The following is an 18773-nucleotide window of genomic DNA, read 5'->3' as shown; positions in this document are numbered from 1 at the left end:
GCCCCAGCTTATGCGCTGGCGGGCTCATCCTCTGAACGGTAGGCCAGGATTTTCTCTTCCAGACTCGAATGTCCGGGCTCGCACGTCTGGTCCAAGGAGATGACCCCGTACGTCCAGCCCTCGCGCCGGTAAACGACCGACGGCGCCTTGGTTTCCTTGTCCACGAAAAGGTAGAAGTCGTGACCCACAAGTTCCATGTTGTCGACGGCGTCATCGAGGGTGATCTGGGCCGCGGGGAACACCTTCCGGCGGATCAGCACGGGCGAATCGCCGGCCGGAATATCGTTCTCGACATCGTAGGGCGACTTCTCCGCCGCCGGCGTTTGGGTCTCCTGCTGGTGCGCCGCCTCCACGTAAAGAGGTTCGCTGGGGCTGGCCGGTTCGAGGGCTGCTGTCGCCTCGGTGACGGACTTCGGGGTGTGCCGGCCGTGGTGGACCTTCCTGCGGTCCCTGGCCCTGCGCAGGCGTTCAAGAAGCTTGTTGTAAGCGAGGTCGAACGCGGCGAACTTGTCGGCGGCACTCGCCTCTGCGCGGATAACCGGGCCGCGCCCCAGGACTGTCAACTCAACCGTGAGCGATTCGGCGGTCTGGCGGGCTTTGGTCTCCTTGGTGACCTTCGCGTCTACCCTCTGGACCTTGTCTCCCAGCGACGCGATCTTTGAGATCTTGTCGTCGGCATATTCGCGGAATCGGTCTGAGACCGTCAAGTTGCGTCCGCTAATCATGAACTCCATGGTGCCCTCCAAATGACTTCGGTGACACGACGGCGGTACTTCCCGGGGCCGATCTGACTGACAGTCGAGCCCCTTTCCGAGCCGCTATCGACAGGTACATCTGTTCTTGGTACCCATCATCGACGTTAGTTCATAGACACCTGTTATTCATCCTTTTACGGTTTATTTTTTTACGTCCCGCCCTTCACGCCCGCCATGTCGGGCCTGGCGACGCCGACGTCGGCAGGGGCAGGCGGGCGTGTCGCGGCCACCACCACGGCACCGCTGACAATGGCCCCCGCAGCCCGCAGCGCGCGGGCCGCCTCCGCCAGGGTCGCGCCGGTGGTCAGCACGTCATCGACGATGATGCAGGGCCGTCCCCCGACCTGCGGCGACCAGGGGCCGGCTCGGGCCCGCATGGACCCGCGGACCCGCAAAGCGCGGGCACCGCGGTCCAGTCCTTTCTGTCCGCCGCGCAGGTACCGCTCCCCGTTCCGGCGGGACCGCAGCAGTTCGAGCGGCATCCAACTCACCGCCGGCGGCCGCGTTTTTCGGAGGGCATCGGCGACGGTGAAGCGCGGGATTTCGCCGCCGCGGACGAGCCGGCGGAGCAGGAGATGGACGGGGCTGAAACCGCGTTTGCGGTATGCGGCGGAGCTTGTGGGCACGGGGACGAGGACGAGACCCTGCGCCTGCCCGGCCGCGGCGTGCAGGGCCCGCGCCAGGCCCCGGGCCAGCTCGCCGGCCAGCCGCTGCTGCCCATGGCTTTTGAAGGACAGCAGGCACTGGGCCAGCTCTGCCCGGTAGGCCCCTGCTGCCACCACGGGCAACAGCACCGAGCCGTCCATGTCCATCAGGGCCGGGGCCTGGGCCTCGGCCCGGAACGGCTTCAGCGTCAGCAGGCGGAGCTGCCGGGAGCAAGCGCCGCAGAGCGCCGAGTCTTCCGCGCCGCAGCAAACGCAGTCCACGGGAATGGCCAGGGCGACCACCTCCCCCGCTGCCTCGGCCGTCCTGTCGCACAGCCTCGCCAGCGGCCGGGCGTAGCTGCCGCGGTGCCGCGCCGATGTGGCTGCGGCCGGGGCAAGGTCCGGATCCGCGGCCGGCCGTCCGTGCCCGATGTCCTGTCCGGTGTGTTGGGTTGTCTGCTGTGCTGCCTGCCGGGCTGCGTGGCTGTTCATGCTCCGATCCTGGACCGGGGACGGCGTCGGTGGCAGCGCCGCAGGCCGCTATGTGGACAACTCCCCGGTCAGCCGGGGAACGACGGGTCGATCGGTCCCTTGAGCTGCGGTGACCAGCCGTTGCCCAGCCGCTGGAAGATCCCTTCCGCTGACTGGCCGTAGATCTCGGATGTGCCGTTGCCTGCGCTGAGGGCAGTGAGACCGGGCCACGGCGCCAGCTGCTGCGGCTCCGCTGAAGTCAGGGACAACAGCTCGGGGGTGACGGCATCGCTGGCGGAGGCCTTCATGACCGCGACCGTGGTGTCATCCACCCAGACTCCCTGGTCCGGATCCCGGGGGGTGAGCAGCGTCAGGGGCACGGTCAGGTCCCTTGGCGTGCCGTCCGCGTTCCGGATGATCCCGGTGATCTGGACTTTGCTCTTCCCGTTCTGCTCCGAAATGACCAGCGCACGCGTGCCGTCCCGGGAAATCCGGAACTCCTTGACGGTCCTCCCGGCTAGCCAACCCGGCGTCAGGGTGACAGTGGGCACGTTGGCGCTCTCCGCCACGCCGACGGGCCGGTAGGCCACCACTTCCGTGGCTCCGGCTGCACCCGGTCCGGCGGTCCAGACCCAGTCGTACCGGCCGAAGGACGGCCTGGACAGCGAGGCCCGCGTGGTCAATGCCCTGGCAGGCTGGCCCGGAACGATCGAGTACAGCGTGGTGCGGGCGGCGTTGAGGAACGCGGCGGCCTGCGACTCGGTCGACTCCGCAGGTGCCCGCGGCGAGAGGGCCGCGACGGACTGGATGTCAGGCAGCGGCGAGAGCCGGTTGTTCTCGTACCGGACCAGGTCGTTGTTGCTGACGGCGATCTGGTGGGCGGGGATGCTTTCATCCCGGACAGGGGGCAGGACCGTTCCGTTGTCCTCGACACGCACCAGGTCCTGGTTTGCCCGGAGCTCGACATTGATGACATCCGGCTGGCTGCGGAACGTCAGGGCCAGCTGGGTCTGCATCCGCAGCCGGTCCTCGTTGGAGGCGTCGACGAGGTCCTTGGCGGTGAGATCGACCTGCGCTGCGCCGGAGACCACGGGCACGGACTCGCGTGCCAGCTTGATGCCGGACGGGAACGCACTGACGACGGCGCCCTTGAGGTACGGGGCAGGTCCGCCCAGCAGGGCGCTCGTCATGGCCTTGACGGTCTTCTTGCGGATGAACCACCGGACGTCCGGCACGGCGTACGTGAACGTGGGGTCGTAGAAATAGATCGGGTACGCGCCGTAGATGACCTTGAAGGTCTCTTCCGGAATGGCCGTCCCGTCCGGGAGATCGGAGATCCGCCACTCGCCGTCCACCTGGGTCAGCGTGACCGGGATGCTCTCGGTGGTGCCTTCGGGAAGCTGCGTGGCCACGCCGTCGGCGTCCACCGAATAGGCGACGTCGAGCTGGTAGTTGAAGACGTTTTCGACGCCGGTGGCCACCACGGTGGCCTTTCGGAAAACGAGGGCCCGCTGGTCCGGTTTCCAGGTCACCGACGAACCCTGGGTGAGGTACTGCCGGGCCACGGCGTAGTCGTCCTCATAGCCGCTGCCGGCCAGGTAGAAGTCCTCGATGACAGCCTCGGGTCCCGCGCCCGGACGCGGCGCGGACGGGAAGAAGACCGGGGCGTTGGGGTTTCCCGCGCTCTCGTCCGTGCTCTTGCCCACAGGCCCGGAGCGCGGAATCTGGGCGCACGAGGTCAACAGCAGCAGGAGCACAGCAAGCAACGCTGCCCCCACCCGGGTGAATTTTCCCGACATGGAAACACTGCTCATGCCCTGCCCTCCGTCCCAGTTCCCCCGGGGCCGGCCGGTCCGCCGTCCGGGTTTGCCCCGCCGACGGCGCCGCCGCCGTCCGGGTTTGCCCCGCCGACGCCAGTGAAGTCATCAGCGAAGTCATCAGCAAAATCATCTGTGGCGCCGTTTGCAGCCGCCCCGCGGGCGCCGGTCTCCGGGGTCCCCGGCGAGGCTTCAGCGGTTCGCGGCGGGTCCAGCAGCACGACGGTCCGCTGGGTTCCCGCCGCCGGGAGCCCGACGTGCACCGGCTCGAGCTGGAGCGGGGACTTGGTGATCGGCTCGTCGCGGCGCAGCGGAAGGGTCAGGCGGAAGTTCGAGCCGTGGCCCTTGCTCCCCCACGCCTGCAGCCAGCCGTCGTGGAGCTTGGTGTCCTCCGCGGCGATGGACAGGCCCAGCCCGCTGCCGCCCGTGGTGCGGGCCCGGGCGGGATCGGCGCGCCAGAAGCGGTCGAAGACGCGGGCGGCCTCAGCCGGGGTCATGCCGATGCCGTGATCCCGTACGGCCACGGCCACCGAAGTGCCGTTGGCGGCGACGGAGACGTTGACGGGCCGGCCCTCGCCGTGTTCAAGGGCGTTCAGGATGAGGTTGCGCAGGATCCGGTCGATCCTGCGGTCGTCCATGTCGACAATGATGCTGCCGGCCGGGGCGTTGAGGGTCACGGCTGAGCCATATTCGGCGGCGACCGGAGCCACCCCCTCAATGACGTGCGCCACGAGCTGCACAATGTCCGTTGGTTCGGCGTCGAGGGTGGCCGCGCCCGCGTCAAAGCGGGAAATTTCCAGGAGGTCCGCCAGGAGCGACTGGAAGCGCTCCACCTGGTTGTAGAGCAGCTCTGCGGACCGCTTGTTGATGGGGTCGAAATCCTCGCGCGCGTCATAAAGGACTTCCGCGGCCATGCGCACCGTGGTCAGCGGCGTGCGGAGCTCGTGGGAGACATCGGAGACGAACCGCTGCTGCATTTGCGAGAGCGTGGCCAGCTGCGTGATTTGCTCCTGGAGGCTTGCCGCCATGTGGTTGAACGAGGCACCGAGCCGGGCGACCTCGTCCTCGCCCTTGACCACCATGCGTTCCTGCAGCTGCCCGGCCGCGAGCTTCTCCGAGACGACGGCGGCATGGCTGACCGGGCTGACCACGTTGCGGGTGACATACCAGGCGAYGCCGCCGATCATCAGCACCAGCAGTGCACCGCCGGCCAGCAGGACGTTCTGGATCTCGTCCAGTGTCTTCTGCGCCGTGTTGAGGTCGTAGATGAGGTAAAGCTCGTAGACGGTGCCGTTGAAGGTCACCTTGTTGCCGACAGCGATGCCGGGCCGGTCCTCGGTCCCCACGGGGAACTGCGTGGAGGCCCAGTACTGGTCCTTGCCGGAGTCCTGCACGGCTTTGCGCAGGTCCGGGGGGATGACGCCGATGGTGAGCTGGTCGGAGGCCCGGGATTCAACCCAGCGGTTGCGCGGCTTGGTCTGCTCCGGCATCGCCTCGAATACGTAGCGCCGCTGGATCACGGACCCGCGGCCCTCGACGGCGTTCAGGGTGTCGTAAACCAGCGTGATGACGCTGGACTGGTCCGTGACCTGGGCGCCGTCGAAGGTGTCCTGGACTTGCTTGACGTTGTAGCGCGTCTCCGATTCGGCCTGGGCCAGCCGCTCCTGGAACAGGTTGTTGGCGATCTGGTTGGACAGGTAAGCGCCAACGACCGCGAACGAGCCGATGGCCAGCAGGAGCGTGGTCAGGACGGTCCGGAACTGCAGCGAACGCCGCCACTTCTTCTGCACCGAGCGGAGCAGGTAGAGGACGCCGGGCCAGAAGCGCCGTCCCCCGGTCCGGACCAGGCGTGCGACCCGGACGCCAACGATCCTCGCGCGTTTGGCCCACAGCCGGGTCCGGAAGGCGAATCCGCGCCAAAGACCCGGTCCGCCGCCGGCAGGGGACGCCCCGGGCTCGTGCAGGATTTCGGGTACGACGGCGGGCTCGCCGTCGAGGTCGACGGCGGGCGGGGCGGACGGGGCGGATGGCTCTGCGGACAACTCTGCCGGCGCCGTGCCCGGCATCATTGCCGGCGCCGTGTCTTGCGTCATTTCCGGCGTCATTTCCGGCGACTCCGCCGTCGCTATGCTCTGCGGGACACTGCGGTCCGCAGGCTCAGGAACCTGCTTTATAGCCGACACCACGGACCGTCAATACAACTTCGGGGGCTTCTGGATCGCGTTCAATCTTGGACCTCAGCCGCTGGACATGGACATTGACCAGCCGGGTGTCGGCGGCGTGCCGGTAGCCCCAGACCTGCTCCAGGAGCAGTTCACGCGTAAACACCTGCCAGGGCTTGCGGGCGAGGGCGACAAGGAGGTCGAATTCCAGCGGCGTCAGGGAAATCCGGTCGTTGCCGCGGCTGACCAGGTGGCCGGCGACGTCGATGGTGACGTCGGCGATCCGCAGCGTTTCCGGGGCCTTCTGGTCGCCCGGGCGAAGCCGGGCCCGGACGCGGGCGACCAGCTCGGCGGGTTTGAAAGGCTTGGGAACGTAGTCATCGGCCCCGGACTCCAGGCCGCGGACCACGTCCGAGGTATCCGCTTTGGCGGTCAGCATCACGATCGGGACGTCCGACTCGGCACGGACCTGGCGGCACACTTCAATGCCGTCCATGCCCGGAAGCATCAGGTCGAGCAGGACGAGGTCCGGCTTGGAGGAGCGGAACACGTCCAGCGCCTTTGCTCCGTCGGCGCAGAAGACGGGTTCGAAGCCGTCATTGCGCAGCACAATACCGATCATCTCGGCGAGCGCCTCGTCATCGTCCACTACCAGAATGCGTGCCTTCATAGTTATATATTCCCCCATTGAATTGGCTTTGTCGTATCGGGCGGCCCACCGGCATGGCGCAGGCGGGCGTGCCGTGGCGGCCCGGACCGCGCCGATGCGCCGGAAAGTTGTGACAATTGCCGCCATGTCCTGCATGCTGTGGAAAAGCCCCTTACACCGGCCCGGACCGCAGGAGGAACCCGTGAACACCCCCATCTACAAGCGCGCCCTGGGCCCTGACTCTGCCCGGCTGCAGCCGGAACTCCAAGAATACTTCGCGTTGGCGCCTGGGTCCGGCCACTATGGCGTCGGCGAGGGGGTCTTCGACGTCGTCGGCTGCCGGCAGGCCTGGCTGAGGCCCCTGCTGCGGCTCACCGCCGGCGAGCAGGCCTTCTTCCCCGAATACGGCGAGGGCGTCCGCTTCCGGATCGAAAACCACGCCCATCTGGACCCGTTCGGCAGGTCAAGCCTGACGGCCCGGCGCGAGATCTTCTTCCCCGGAACCACCCGGCTGTTCCACGACACCACCAGCCTTGACGAATCCGGGAGCCGGCCGCGGCTCGTGGACTACGTGGGCAGGTTCCGGCGGCTCACCACCGACCTCAATCTCAGCGTGACGCCCGAGGGCAGGCTCCGCGGCGTCTCCGAGGCCTCCCGGCTGTTCCTGGGTCCATTGCGGATTCCGCTGCCGGCGGCGCTCGACGCCAAGGCCTATGCCGAGCAGTGGTGGGAGCCGCAGGACGGCGGCCGCCACCGGATCCAGGTCAAGGTGATCCAGCCCCAGCTCGGCCTGGTCCTGGTGTACGCCGGCCACTTCGACTACCGGCTCGAGCCCTATCCCGGCGGTGTGGCGACGCCGGGCTACCTTCCCGGGCACGCACGTCCGGACGGTTGGGAGAGCAGGATCTGATCCCCAGCCTGCATCGCCGGCGGGCCCGGCGGCTGGCTAGCCGAGGGCGAGCTGGTTGAGTCCGTCCGCCACCTGGGTCAGCCGGGTCAGGACCGCCCTCGCCGCGGCCGGTGTGTACAACGCCAGCCCCTCCGACGGCGTGACCCTCAGCGCCCCCAGCGTGGACGCCGGCAGACCCAGTTGCCGCCACGGGCGCCACACGTTTTCCACGACGTCGCCAACCCTGGGCAGTCTCGCGGCGGGATCCGTCACGTCCAGCGCGCCGGCCCAGAGCCGCTTGCCGGCCTCCACCGCGCCCGCGAGTTGTTCCCACTGGCGCGAGGTCAGGGCCCGGAGCGGCACGGCGATTCCGTCGGCGCCTGCCGCCAGGATCCGCTCGAAGGGAGCCTCGACCTCGGAGACGGCCACGACGGTTTCCACGGCGCCGGCGGCCCGGAGCGCGTCGATGACCAATTGCCAGGACTCGGTGACTTCCCGGCCCGGCACCGAGCGCAGGGTCCGGTAACCGCTGGAGGTGGGAATGGTGCCGGCCAGCACGGAGGCAATCTCAGGTTCGTCGATCTGGACCACGATCCGGGCACCTGGGGCAGCCTCTGCCACCCGTTTGAGGTAACCTTCCACACCCGCTGCCAGCGAAGCCGCAATCTCGCGTCGGGCGCCAAAGTCGATCAGGGCCCGTTCCCCGTTGTGCAGGTGCAGGCCGGCGGCAAGGCTGAGCGGCCCGCGCAGCTGGATCTTGATATCCTCTGACGGCGCTTCCTCGGCCCCGATCACGTCCGCCAGGATGTTGATGTCGGTGGACAGGGCTGACTTTGCCCGCTGCAGGTCCTTGCCGGGACGGTCCACGAACCTCCAGCCATGCGGCTGGACGTCGACTGCCAGCTCCACGAGCAGGGACGCGGTCCGGCCCAGTGAATCGGAGCCGACGCCGCGGTCGGGAAGTTCGGCAAGGAACGGCAGGTGCGGGCTGCCCAGTTCACCGCGGATGATGCGGGCGGCCTCAGCCGGGTCCTCGCCCGGCCACGGGCCCAGGCCCGTCGCGGTCACTTGCCCCGGAGCGGGCGAGTCTGTTCCGGCCATGGTCAGGCGTCTGCGGTGCGGGCTGCGTCCGCGGAGCCGGAGGCCTGGGCGGCCTGGTGGTCTTCGGCAATGGCCTCGTGGTGGCGGATGACCTCACCGATGATGAAGTTCAGGAATTTCTCCGCGAATGCCGGGTCGAGGTGGGCCTCGGCGGCGAGGTGCCGCAGCCGGGCGATCTGGGCCGTTTCCCGGCCGGGGTCCCCGGCGGGAAGTTGGTGCGCGGCCTTGAGGAAGCCGACCTTCTGGGTCGCCTTGAAGCGCTCGGCCAGGAGGAAGACGAGGGTGGCATCGATGTTGTCGATGCTGGAGCGGATCGACAACAGCTCCGCCATCACCGCGGGGTCCACGGAACCGGCCAGGGAGCTCGCCGCCGGGTCGTAGGAATCGGTTTCAGGAAGATTGAGGTTCTGCTCGGTCATTGATCCAGTCTAGGGGCACGGCGGCTAATGCCTTCGGCTGTTAAGCACCGTTGCAGGGGCCTGGCCCGGCACGCAAAAGGGACATGCCCACCGTTCATGGTGAACGGTGGGCATGTCCCTTGGCGGTGGGCCTAGCTGTGAAGCACGGCCTTGAACGCCTCGCGGCGCCTGGCCTGCTCGTCGGGATCCGGAACAGGCAAGGAAGCGATGAGCTTCTTCGTGTAGTCGTGCTGCGGGTTGCCCATCACCTGGTTACCGAGGCCCTGCTCTACCATCTTGCCCTTGTAGAGCACCCCGACCCAGTGGGAGAGCATGTCCACCACGGCGAGGTCATGGCTGATGAACAGGGCCGCGAAGCCGAACTCCTGCTGGATTTCCTTGAACAGCTCCAGCACCACGGCCTGCACGGACACGTCCAGGGCCGAGGTCGGCTCATCCGCGATAAGCAGCTTCGGGTTCAGGATGAGCGCCCGCGCCAGGGAGGCACGCTGGCGCTGCCCGCCGGAGAGTTCGTGCGGGAACCGGTCAGCGTACGACGCCGGCAGCTGCACTGACTCGAGCAGCTCACCGACCCGCTTGCGCGCCTCAGCCGCGGTCGGGTTGGAGTGGATGATCAGCGGTTCCGCCACACAGTCGCCGATGGTCAGCTGCGGGTTGAACGAGGCCGCCGGGTCCTGGAACACGAAGCCGATCTCCTTGCGGAGCGGCTTGAAGGTGCGCTCCTTGAAGTTCAGCATTTCGTAACCCAGCACATTCAGGCTGCCGCCCGTGGTCCTGTTGAGTCCCGCGATCGCCCGGCCGATGGTGGTCTTGCCGGAACCGGACTCCCCCACGAGACCGAAAACTTCGCCTTCGGACACGGTGAAGCTGACGCCGTCAACGGCCTTGAAGGCCGGGCTGCCCAGCCGCCCCGGGTACTCGATGGTCAGGTTCTTGGCCTCAACCAGCACTTTGCCGCCCTGGTGGGCGCGCTCCACCATGCCCTCCGACGCGGAGTTGCGTCCCAGGTGCGGCACAGCGGCGAGGAGCTTCTTGGTGTAGTCCTCCTTGGGCTGGGCGAAGAGCACCCGTGAGGATGCCTCCTCCACAACGTCGCCTTGATACATGACCACGACGCGGTCGGCGAGGTCGGCGACAACGCCCATATTGTGCGTAATCAGAACGATGGACGTTCCGTAGTTGTCGCGCAGGTCCCGCAGCAGTTCAAGGATCTCGGCCTGCACGGTGACGTCCAGGGCGGTCGTCGGCTCGTCCGCCACGATGAGGCCAGGGTTCAGGGCCAGCGCTGCGGCAATCACAACGCGCTGTTTCTGGCCGCCCGAGAACTGGTGCGGGTAGTAGTTGACCCGCGTTTCCGGGTCCGGGATGCCCACTTTGCGGAGGGCTTCAATTGCCCGCGCCTTGGCTTCCTTGGCCGAGACCTTGCTGCGGCCGCCAGTGCCGGCGTGTGCGCGGATTCCTTCGGCGATCTGCCAGCCCACGGTGAAGACCGGGTTAAGGGCGGTGGATGGTTCCTGGAACACCATGGCCACATCGCGGCCCCTGATCTCCCGCAGTTTCGCCTCGCTGACGCTGATGACGTTGTTGCCGTTGATCAGGACCGCGCCCTGACTGATAGCCGTCTCCGGCAAGAGTCCCAGGATGGTCTTGGCCGTTACAGTCTTGCCGGATCCCGATTCGCCAACGATGGCCACAACCTCGCCGGGGTTGACCTGGAGGCTGACGTCCTTGACGGCGTACACGTCCCCGGCATCAGTGGCGAACGTGACCTTGAGGCGGTCGATGTCCAGGACCGGGCCCGCGCCCTGGCCAGGCTTGTCGATGTTGATGGTCATAGAACTCTCGATTCTGCTTCGAGTGCAGCCTGGGCACCGGCGGTGGAGTCAGGTCCGCTCTTGCCCGCCACAGCCTTCTTCCGGCCCCGCAGGCGGGGATCGTTGAGGTCGTTGATGCTTTCACCGACGAGGGTCAGCCCAAGCACGGTCAGGACGATCGCCGTACCGGGGTAAACACCGGTCCACCAGATGCCCGAGGAGGCGTCTGCTATGGCCTTGTTCAGGTCGTAGCCCCACTCGGCGGCAGAGGTCGGTTCGATGCCGAACCCGAGGAAGCCGAGGCCCGCCAGGGTCAGGATGGCCTCGGACGCATTCAACGTGAAAATCAATGGCAGCGTGCGGGTTGCGTTCTTGAAGATGTGCCGACCCATGATGCGAACGCTTGAGGCACCCACCACCTTGGCTGACTCGACGTACGGCTCCGCCTTTAGCCGGATGGTCTCGGCCCGGATAACGCGGAAGTACTGCGGGACGAACACCACCGAGATGGAGATGGAGCAGGCAACAATGCCTCCCCAGAAACTGGACTGGCCGTGGCTGATGACTATTGACATCACGATGGCCAGCAGCAGGGACGGGAAAGCGTAGATCGCATCGGCGATCACCACGAGCAACCGATCGAGCCAGCCGCCGAAGTATCCACTGACGAGGCCGAGGGCTACGCCGAGGAAGATTGACATGGCCACGGCGACGATGATGACCACCGCGGCCGTCTGGGCACCCCAGAGCACTCGGGAATAGACGTCATAGCCGCCCACCGTGGTGCCCCAGATGTGGGCCGGACTGGGGGGCTGCTGTGTCGGGAAGGGACCCGCCGCGTCGCTGAGCTGGGCAAACCCGTAGGGCGCGATCCACGGCGCAAACACGGCGACGAGCAGGAAGACGACGGACAGGACCATGCCGGTGACGAGCATGCCGCGCTGCAGCCCGACGCTCGAGCGGAAATGCGAGATCACCGGCAGCCGGTAGAAGAGGGGCTGCTTGCGCCCGCTTACTTTGGTTGCATTCATGGTTAGTACCTCACTCGCGGGTCGATCAGGGCTGCGACGACGTCCACGATGAAGTTCGTGACGGCAACGATAACCGCCAGCATTACGACGATTCCCTGGACGGCGACGAAGTCGCGGGCGTTCAGGTATTGCACCAGCTGGTAGCCGAGGCCCTTCCACTCGAAGGTGGACTCAGTGAGGACGGCGCCGCCGAGCAGGAGGGCAATCTGGAGCCCCATGACCGTGATGATCGGAATCAGGGCAGGCTTGTAGGCATGCTTGGTCACGAGCCGGAAATTGCTGACGCCGCGGGACCTGCCGGCCTCGACGTAGTCCTTGCCCAGTGTTCCGATGACGTTGGTGCGGACCAGCCGCAGGAAGACCCCTGCCGTCAGCAGCCCCAGAGTGAGTGCGGGGAGGACTGAATGGGACGCGACGTCGCCGAACGCAGCCATGTTGCCGCTGCGCAAGGCATCCAGCCAGTAGATCCCGGTCGGTGCGGCCAGGCTTCCCATGGCCAGTTCGGTCCTAGTGGAGGCCCGTCCTGCGACGGGCAGCCAGCCGAGCCAGACGGAGAAGGCCAGCTTCATCAGCAGGCCGGCGAAGAATACCGGGGTGGCATAGCAGAGGATGGCGAAGAACCGCAGGACGGCGTCGGGCGCCTTATCGCGTTTGTAGGCGGAGATGAGCCCGAGCGGGATGCCGACCAAAAGCGCCACGATGAGGGCATTGATGGCCAGTTCCAAGGTTGCCGTGCCAAAGGTGATGATCATTTCGACAACGGGCCGGCGGTCGGTGATGGTGGTGCCGAAATTGCCGGTCGCCACCTGGCCAACGTATTCGAGGTACTGCACGAGGATCGGGCGGTCGTAGCCGGCGTCGTGGATGCGCTGCGCGAGCGCCTCCGGGGGAAGCCTGCCGCCCTGGGCTGCGGTGATGGGGTCGCCGATGACCCGCATCAGGAAGAAGACCAAAGTCACCAAAATGAAAATGGTCGGAATGATCAGGAAGAACCGGACCAGGATGTAGGTCCCCAAGCCCCCACCCGAGGATTTTTTCTTGGACGGAAGAAGTCCGTCGGCGTCGTTTAGTGGCGCCTCAGTCAATGTTGTCATTGGTACCTAAGATTGTGCTGTCGCGGCCTTGGGCGGGCCGGCGTGAACTGCGGGGTGCGGCAATGACCAGCAAAGGCGGGGCGCCTTCAGGGCGCCCCGCCTCGCAGGCTGGTCAGGACAGCACGGATGCAGCCTTACTTGGAAATAGTTCCCAAACGGAACTTGAAGGAGGCATCGAGGGTGGAATCGACACCCTTGACACCGCTGCCGGAAATGGCAACCTGCGCGCCCTGGAGCAACGGAAGCGTGGAGATGTCCTTGGCGAGGGCATTCTGCGCATCCTTGATCGTGGACTCGCGTTCAGTCTTATCAACGGTGGTGAGCTGCTTGCTGATCAGGTCGTTGACGGTCGGGTTGTTGTAGTGGTTCTTCAGGAAGCCGCCCTCCGGGAAGAACGGGGTCAGGTAGTTGTCGGCGTCGCTGAAGTCCGGGAACCAGCCAAACTGGAACAGGGGATACTCATCGGCCCGGCTGGCCTTGCTGTAGGTGACCCATTCCGTGGACTGCAGGTTGACCTTGAACAAGCCGGACTTCTCCAGCTGGTCCTTGATCATGGCGTACTCGTCGCCGGAGGACTTGCCGTAGTGGTCCGGGTTGTACTGCAGGTTCATCGAGACGGGGGTCGTCACACCGGCGTCGGCCAGGACTTTCTTGGCCTTGTCCAGGCTGGGCTTGCCGGCGTCGCCGTAAGCGTCCTTGAACGATTCGTTGGCGCCGAGGAAACCGCTGGGAACGTTGGAGTACAGCGGCAGGTAGGTGCCCTTGTAGACCTGGTCCGCGATGGACTGGCGGTCAACGAGGTTCGCGATGGCCTGGCGAACGGCGAGCGCCTTGGCCGGATCTGCATCCGGAGCCTTCGCGCCGAACGGCATGGTGTCGTAGTTGAACGTGATGTAGCGGATTTCGCCGCCGGGGCCAATGTTGACCTTGACCTTGGAGTCCTTCTTCAGGTCATCGACGTCGGTGGCGCTCAGGCTGCGGTTCGCGACGTCGATGTTCCCCTGCTGGATGTCCAGCTTCATGTTGGTGGGGTCGGCGTAGTACTTGATCGTGGCGGCATCGTTGGCCGGCTTGCCGAGGACTCCCTGGTAATCCGGGAATGCCTTGAAGCTGACCAGCTCGTTCTTCTTGTACGTGTCGATCACGTACTGGCCGTAGAACGCCTTGGCCTTAACGATCGAGTCGTCGTCAAGCAGTTTGTCGGCCGGGAAGACTTCATCGTCCACGATCGGCGCGGCGGGGCTGCTGAGGATCTGAGCAAAGGTCTGGTCGTTTGCCTGCTTCAGCTTGAAGACCACGGTGTTGGCATCGGGGGCGGTGATGCTGTCGATGTTGGTCAGCAGGCTGGCGGGGCCGGCGGGATCGTTGATCTTGGTCTGCCGGTCGAAGGAGAACTTGACGTCCTTGGAGTCGAGCGTGTGCCCGTTGGCCCACTTGAGGCCCGGCTTGAGCTTGACCGTGTACTCGGTCGGCGAGGTGAAGGACGCAGACTCGGCCAGGTCCGGCACGGGATCTGCGCTGCCGGGCTTCGAGTTGAGGAGGAAAGAGTAGATCTGGTTCATCACCATAAACGAACCGTTGTCATACGCGCCCGCAGGATCCAAGGCGGTGACCTTGTCCGTGGTGCCGTAGGCGATCGGACCGCTTGCTGCGGCTGATGACCCGCCAGCGCCGCCGGTCGGCCCTGTGCAGGCCGTCAGTGCAAAGGCGGAAACCCCGGCCAGCGCGATGACGCTCTGCCAGGCCTTTTTGTTCATTGCCATCTGTGAACTTTCTGTTCGATGCGTTCTAGCGCAGCCCAAAGTGAAACGAATGACTCGATGGGCGGCACGCTTTGCTGATTCCTAGATTCAACCAGACAACCATTCGGTGAATCGTTGCATTTTGTGAGTTGAGACACAAAATTTACACGATTCGAAGGTTTCTCTCATTTTCTTCAGGATTCTGCCCGGATCTTCGACAGGTAGCGGGCGCATCTGCAACGCCCGCGGCAAGCCGGGGCAACGCGACGAAGGGCCCCGCCACGTGGCGGGGCCCTTCGTTTGATTGCGTGGGGTCTGGGTGTGGCGGGCGCCTAGAGTGCGGCCCGCTGCAGCGAGCGGGCGGCATCGATCGTGGCCTGGCCCAGCACACGGCTGCCCTGGTAGAGCACCACAGTCTGGCCGGGGGCCACGCCGCGCAACGGCTCGGCGAGGGTGACCACGAGCTCGTCACCGGCCATGTGAGCGCGGGCGGGGACCGGGTCGCCATGGGCGCGGACCTGGGCGTAGCAGTCGAACTCCTCGCACGTGGCCACTTCTGCGATGGGCAGCCCCGCCCAGGAAACCTTGATGCCGCGGATCTCATCGATGGCGAGCAGCGCCTCCGGGCCCACCACCACCTTGTTTTCCTTGGGCCGGATCTCCAGCACGAACCGCGGCTTGCCATCCGCGGCCGGCGTGCCGAGCTTGAGCCCCCGGCGCTGGCCCACGGTGAACGCGTTGGCGCCCGGGTGCTCGCCGACCTTCGCGCCGGACTCATCCACGATGTCACCGGTGGTCATGTCGATCTTCTCGGCGAGCCAGCCGGCGGTGTCGCCGTCGGGGATGAAGCAGATGTCGTGGCTGTCCGGCTTGTTGGCCACAGAGAGTCCTCGGCGCTCCGCCTCCGCGCGGACCTCGGCCTTGGACGGCGTCTCCGCGAGCGGGAACATGGAGTGCTTGAGCTGCTCGTGGGTGAGCACGCCGAGCACGTAGCTCTGGTCCTTGGCCCAGTCGGCGGCGCGGTGCAGCTCGGGATTGCCGTCGGCGTCGGTGATGACCTTGGCGTAGTGGCCGGTACACACGGCGTCGAAGCCCAGCGCGATCGCCTTCTCCAGCAGGGCCGCGAACTTGATCCGCTCGTTGCAGCGCATGCACGGGTTGGGGGTGCGCCCGGCGGCGTATTCATCGATGAAGTCCTGGACCACATCTTCCTTGAAGCGCTCGGAAAAATCCCACACGTAGTACGGGATCCCGAGGATGTCGCAGGCGCGCCAGGCGTCACGGGAGTCCTCGATTGTGCAGCAGCCGCGGCTGCCGGTCCGCAGGGTGCCCGGCATCCGGGACAGCGCGAGGTGGACGCCGACGACGTCGTGCCCCGCCTCGACGGCGCGGGCGGCGGCAACGGCGGAATCGACGCCGCCGCTCATGGCTGCAAGAACTCGCATCATGTCTTTCTTTAGGGTTCAGGGGGTCGCAGGCACCCACTGTCACTGACGCTGGGTCCGCGGAGATAGCACAATGCCTGCCACGCCATTCTATCGCCACGCCGAATCCTCGCCCAAAAAGCCTTGACGGCGCAGCTTCGCGCTTCTAGCGTCAGAGCAAGCAGTTTTAGAAACAGATGCCGTTTAAGAAACCGAAGCGGTTTAGAACCTGATGCGCCCAGACGCGGAATCGAGCAGACCATGGCCAATGACGACATCGTGATCGTGGGCGGCGGCCTCGCGGGCGCCACGGCGGCCAAGACGCTGCGCGCCGAGGGCTTCTCCGGCCGGATTGCGGTGCTCGCTTCCGAGTCCCACGCGCCGTACCTGCGGCCGCCGCTGTCCAAGGAGTACCTGCTCGGCAAGGCGGGCGAGGATGCCCTCCCGGTGGTGCCCGCGGACTGGTACGCGGAGAACGACGTCGAGCTCCGGCTCGGTGCCCACGTCACGGAGGTAGACCCGGGCGGCCGGGCCGTGGTCCTGGGCGACGGCGGGCGGCTGGAGTACGCTTCCCTGCTGCTCGCCACGGGAGCGCGGCCGCGCAGCATCCCGCTGCCTGGCAGCGGGCTCGACGGCGTCAGCACGTTCCGCACGGTGGAGGACAGCCGCCGCCTGCGTGCCCGTCTGGCCGAGGGCGGCCTGAATGTGGTCATGGTCGGGTCCGGCTGGATCGGGATGGAACTGGCCGCCGCCGCCAGCAGCTACGGCAACACCGTCACCTTGATGGGACTCGAAGAGGTGCCGCTGGAGGCGGCGATCGGCCCGGACCTGGGTGGCTTCTTCCGCGAGCTGCACGAGGCCCACGGCGTGCGGTTCCGGCTGCCGGCCTCGGCCGCGGAAATCACGGGGACGTCCGGACGGGTGACCGGTGTCCGCACCAACACCGGCGAGCTCCTCCCGGCGGACCTTGTGGTCATTGCCGTGGGCGTGGTGCCCGAGGTGGGGCTGGCCGAGGCGGCCGGGATCGACCTTCGCAACGGTATCCTCACGGACGCGTCCCTGCGGACCTCGGCGCCCGGGATCTTCGCCGCAGGTGACGTCGCCAATGCCCTGCACCCGTTCACCGGCGAGCACCACCGCAGCGAGCACTGGTCCAACGCCCTCAACGGCGGCAAAGTCGCCGGCCGGGCCATGCTCGGCCTGGATGCCGCCCTGGATACGATCCCGTATTTCTATACGGACCAGTTCGAGGTCAGCATGGAGTACTCGGGTTTCCCGACGCTCGTTGCCGGGGCGCCGGTGATCCGTGGCTCGCTGGCGGACAGGGAGTTCCTGGCCTTCTGGCAGCGCGAGGGCCAGGTGGTTGCCGGGATGAACGTGAACTGGCCCCGCGCCGCCAAGCCGCAAAAGGCAATCAAGGCGCTCATCGGCGCACGCGCTGCCGTCAGCCCGGAGCTGCTCGCGGACGCCTCTACCCCGCTGGACCAGCTATTGGCTTAGCTGCCGGTGGAGGCCTGCCGCGCGGATTCACGGGCAACCGTTCCCGCGGTCTGGATGCTGGATTCGTGTCCGGCCATGCCGGCCTGGCGGGCCCGAGCATAGGCGCCCGGCAGCGCGGCAAGCAGGGCGTCGACGTCGGCGTCGGTCGAGGAATGCCCGAGGGTAAACCGCTGAGCACCCCTCGCCGTGTCCTCATCCAGGCCCATGGCGAGCAGCACGTGGGAGGGCCTCGGAACACCTGCGGTGCAGGCGGAGCCGGTGGAGGACTCGACGCCGGCGAGATCCAGCAGGAACAGCAGGGAGTCTCCCTCGCAGCCGGGGAAGGTGAAGTGCGCGTTGCCAGGCAACCGCCCCGCGCCCGGGGCGCCTCGCAGCACGGCCTCGGGCACGGCCTGCAGGACGCCCCCAATCAGACGGTCCCGAAGGGCCCCGATCCTGGCGGCCTCCTCGGGGAGTTTCGCGGCGACGGCCTCGGCGGCCGCGGCAAAAGCGGCGATCGACGCCGTGTCCAGGGTCCCGGAGCGTACGTCGCGTTCCTGCCCGCCGCCGTGCTGGACCGGGGTCAGCTTCACCGCCCGGCCCAGGATGAGAGCGCCGACGCCGACCGGGCCGCCGATCTTGTGCCCGGAGACAGCCATGGCATCGAGGCCAATCGCGCGGAAGTCCACGGGCACGGACCCGAACGCCTGGACGGCGTCGGAGTGGACGGGCACGCCGACGGCGTGTGCCAGCTCCACGATCCGGGCGACCGGCTGGATGGTTCCGACCTCATTGTTGGCCCACATGACGGTCACCAGCGCGATCGTCGCGGGGTCCCGGGACAGCTCGGCCTCAAGCACGGCGAGGTCGACGACGCCCGCGGCGTCCACCGGGAGCCAGCAGACCTCGGCGCCCTCGTGGCGTTCGAGCCATTCGACGCCGTCCTGCACCGCATGGTGCTCGACGGCGGAACACAGGATACGCGTGCGCGCCGGGTCCTCGGCGCGGCGGGCCCAGTACAGGCCCTTGACCGCCAGGTTGTCGGCCTCGGTCCCGCCCGAGGTGAAGATGACCTCGGAGGGATGTGCCCCCGCCGCGGCCGCCAGCACCTCCCTGGCGTCCTCCACAGAGCGCCGGGCACGGCGGCCCGATCCATGCAGCGAGGAAGGGTTGCCGGTCCGGGCCAGCTCGCGCGTCAGCGCGGCCAGCGCCTCCGGGGCGAGCGTGGTGGTGGCGGCATGGTCGAGGTATACAGGCACAGCCCAATTCTACCTGCGGGTCC

Annotated in this window: 15 protein-coding genes; 2 read left to right on the top strand and 13 right to left on the bottom strand. The window is 67.0% G+C overall.

All coding sequences use genetic code 11. The annotated features are described in order from the left end of the window. Positions 1–8: 8 nt before the first annotated feature. From hpf to mtrA, 5 genes are all read right to left on the bottom strand, one after another. Positions 9–734, bottom strand: coding sequence for a ribosome hibernation-promoting factor, HPF/YfiA family (gene hpf / locus AB4089_RS00645; RefSeq protein WP_441407420.1), 726 nt, complete (start codon positions 732–734; stop codon positions 9–11). 170 nt (positions 735–904) lie between these two features. Then, a complete protein-coding gene (locus AB4089_RS00640; RefSeq protein ID WP_441407419.1) occupies positions 905–1891 on the bottom strand; it encodes a ComF family protein in 987 nt (328 codons plus the stop codon). 68 nt (positions 1892–1959) lie between these two features. Then, positions 1960–3684, bottom strand: a complete 1725-nt coding sequence (locus AB4089_RS00635; protein ID WP_441407418.1) for an LpqB family beta-propeller domain-containing protein — start codon at positions 3682–3684, stop codon at positions 1960–1962. Next, the gene (gene mtrB / locus AB4089_RS00630) at positions 3681–5780 is read right to left on the bottom strand and encodes an MtrAB system histidine kinase MtrB (protein WP_441407417.1); all 2100 of its coding nucleotides are present in this window, start codon (positions 5778–5780) and stop codon (positions 3681–3683) included. Before mtrB ends, AB4089_RS00635 begins: the two co-directional genes overlap by 4 nt. 64 nt (positions 5781–5844) lie before the next feature. Then, positions 5845–6519 carry an MtrAB system response regulator MtrA gene (gene mtrA / locus AB4089_RS00625; RefSeq protein ID WP_441407416.1) on the bottom strand — a complete coding sequence of 225 codons (675 nt, stop codon included), beginning with the start codon at positions 6517–6519 and terminating at the stop codon, positions 5845–5847. A 181-nt stretch (positions 6520–6700) separates the two neighbouring features. Here mtrA and AB4089_RS00620 point away from each other — a divergent pair, with 181 nt between their 5' ends. Next, positions 6701–7408, top strand: coding sequence for a DUF4166 domain-containing protein (locus AB4089_RS00620; protein WP_441407415.1), 708 nt, complete (start codon positions 6701–6703; stop codon positions 7406–7408). Between the two features lie 36 nt (positions 7409–7444). Here AB4089_RS00620 and AB4089_RS00615 read toward each other — a convergent pair whose 3' ends face one another. The 7 genes from AB4089_RS00615 to mnmA all read right to left on the bottom strand — a co-directional run bounded on the left by AB4089_RS00615 (position 7445) and on the right by mnmA (position 16015). Beyond that, a complete protein-coding gene (locus AB4089_RS00615) occupies positions 7445–8488 on the bottom strand; it encodes a hypothetical protein (protein WP_441407414.1) in 1044 nt (347 codons plus the stop codon). 2 nt (positions 8489–8490) lie between these two features. Then, positions 8491–8907 (bottom strand): chorismate mutase, encoded by a 417-nt coding sequence (locus AB4089_RS00610; RefSeq protein ID WP_441407413.1) that lies wholly within the window; start codon positions 8905–8907, stop codon positions 8491–8493. 131 nt (positions 8908–9038) lie between these two features. Beyond that, complete coding sequence (locus AB4089_RS00605) at positions 9039–10742, bottom strand: ABC transporter ATP-binding protein (protein ID WP_277522784.1); 1704 nt, start codon at positions 10740–10742, stop codon at positions 9039–9041. Next, positions 10739–11752, bottom strand: a complete 1014-nt coding sequence (locus AB4089_RS00600; protein ID WP_441407412.1) for an ABC transporter permease — start codon at positions 11750–11752, stop codon at positions 10739–10741. Before AB4089_RS00600 ends, AB4089_RS00605 begins: the two co-directional genes overlap by 4 nt. 2 nt (positions 11753–11754) lie before the next feature. Then, positions 11755–12846, bottom strand: coding sequence for an ABC transporter permease (locus AB4089_RS00595; protein WP_441407411.1), 1092 nt, complete (start codon positions 12844–12846; stop codon positions 11755–11757). A gap of 134 nt (positions 12847–12980) precedes the next feature. Further along, a complete protein-coding gene (locus AB4089_RS00590; RefSeq protein ID WP_441407410.1) occupies positions 12981–14609 on the bottom strand; it encodes an ABC transporter substrate-binding protein in 1629 nt (542 codons plus the stop codon). A 311-nt stretch (positions 14610–14920) separates the two neighbouring features. Continuing rightward, on the bottom strand, positions 14921–16015 hold the full coding sequence (gene mnmA, locus AB4089_RS00585) for a tRNA 2-thiouridine(34) synthase MnmA (RefSeq protein WP_441407665.1): 1095 nt from the start codon (positions 16013–16015) through the stop codon (positions 14921–14923). 258 nt (positions 16016–16273) lie between these two features. Between mnmA and AB4089_RS00580 the strand changes: the two genes are divergently transcribed. After that, a complete protein-coding gene (locus tag AB4089_RS00580) occupies positions 16274–17512 on the top strand; it encodes an NAD(P)/FAD-dependent oxidoreductase (protein ID WP_441407409.1) in 1239 nt (412 codons plus the stop codon). On the opposite strand, the gene AB4089_RS00575 is transcribed toward AB4089_RS00580, so the two are convergent. Next, on the bottom strand, positions 17509–18750 hold the full coding sequence (locus AB4089_RS00575) for a cysteine desulfurase family protein (RefSeq protein WP_441407408.1): 1242 nt from the start codon (positions 18748–18750) through the stop codon (positions 17509–17511). The genes AB4089_RS00580 and AB4089_RS00575 overlap by 4 nt on opposite strands. Between the last annotated feature and the right edge of the window lie 23 nt (positions 18751–18773).

The organism is Arthrobacter sp. 2MCAF15 (assembly GCF_052115605.1).
Classification (GTDB): Bacteria; Actinomycetota; Actinomycetes; order Actinomycetales; family Micrococcaceae; genus Arthrobacter.
Note: the sequence above shows the minus strand (reverse complement) of the source record. Positions and strands in the feature narration are given on the sequence as shown.

What these genes read in the sequence shown, in the direction of transcription:
- hpf (WP_441407420.1), bottom strand. Translation starts at nt 734, where the DNA reads ATGGAGTTCATGATTAGCGGACGCAACTTGACGGTCTCAGACCGATTC.
- AB4089_RS00640 (WP_441407419.1), bottom strand. Translation starts at nt 1,891, where the DNA reads ATGAACAGCCACGCAGCCCGGCAGGCAGCACAGCAGACAACCCAACAC.
- AB4089_RS00635 (WP_441407418.1), bottom strand. Translation starts at nt 3,684, where the DNA reads ATGAGCAGTGTTTCCATGTCGGGAAAATTCACCCGGGTGGGGGCAGCG.
- mtrA (WP_441407416.1), bottom strand. Translation starts at nt 6,519, where the DNA reads ATGAAGGCACGCATTCTGGTAGTGGACGATGACGAGGCGCTCGCCGAG.
- AB4089_RS00615 (WP_441407414.1), bottom strand. Translation starts at nt 8,488, where the DNA reads ATGGCCGGAACAGACTCGCCCGCTCCGGGGCAAGTGACCGCGACGGGC.
- AB4089_RS00610 (WP_441407413.1), bottom strand. Translation starts at nt 8,907, where the DNA reads ATGACCGAGCAGAACCTCAATCTTCCTGAAACCGATTCCTACGACCCG.
- AB4089_RS00605 (WP_277522784.1), bottom strand. Translation starts at nt 10,742, where the DNA reads ATGACCATCAACATCGACAAGCCTGGCCAGGGCGCGGGCCCGGTCCTG.
- AB4089_RS00600 (WP_441407412.1), bottom strand. Translation starts at nt 11,752, where the DNA reads ATGAATGCAACCAAAGTAAGCGGGCGCAAGCAGCCCCTCTTCTACCGG.
- AB4089_RS00595 (WP_441407411.1), bottom strand. Translation starts at nt 12,846, where the DNA reads ATGACAACATTGACTGAGGCGCCACTAAACGACGCCGACGGACTTCTT.
- AB4089_RS00590 (WP_441407410.1), bottom strand. Translation starts at nt 14,609, where the DNA reads ATGGCAATGAACAAAAAGGCCTGGCAGAGCGTCATCGCGCTGGCCGGG.
- mnmA (WP_441407665.1), bottom strand. Translation starts at nt 16,015, where the DNA reads ATGAGCGGCGGCGTCGATTCCGCCGTTGCCGCCGCCCGCGCCGTCGAG.
- AB4089_RS00580 (WP_441407409.1), top strand. Translation starts at nt 16,274, where the DNA reads ATGGCCAATGACGACATCGTGATCGTGGGCGGCGGCCTCGCGGGCGCC.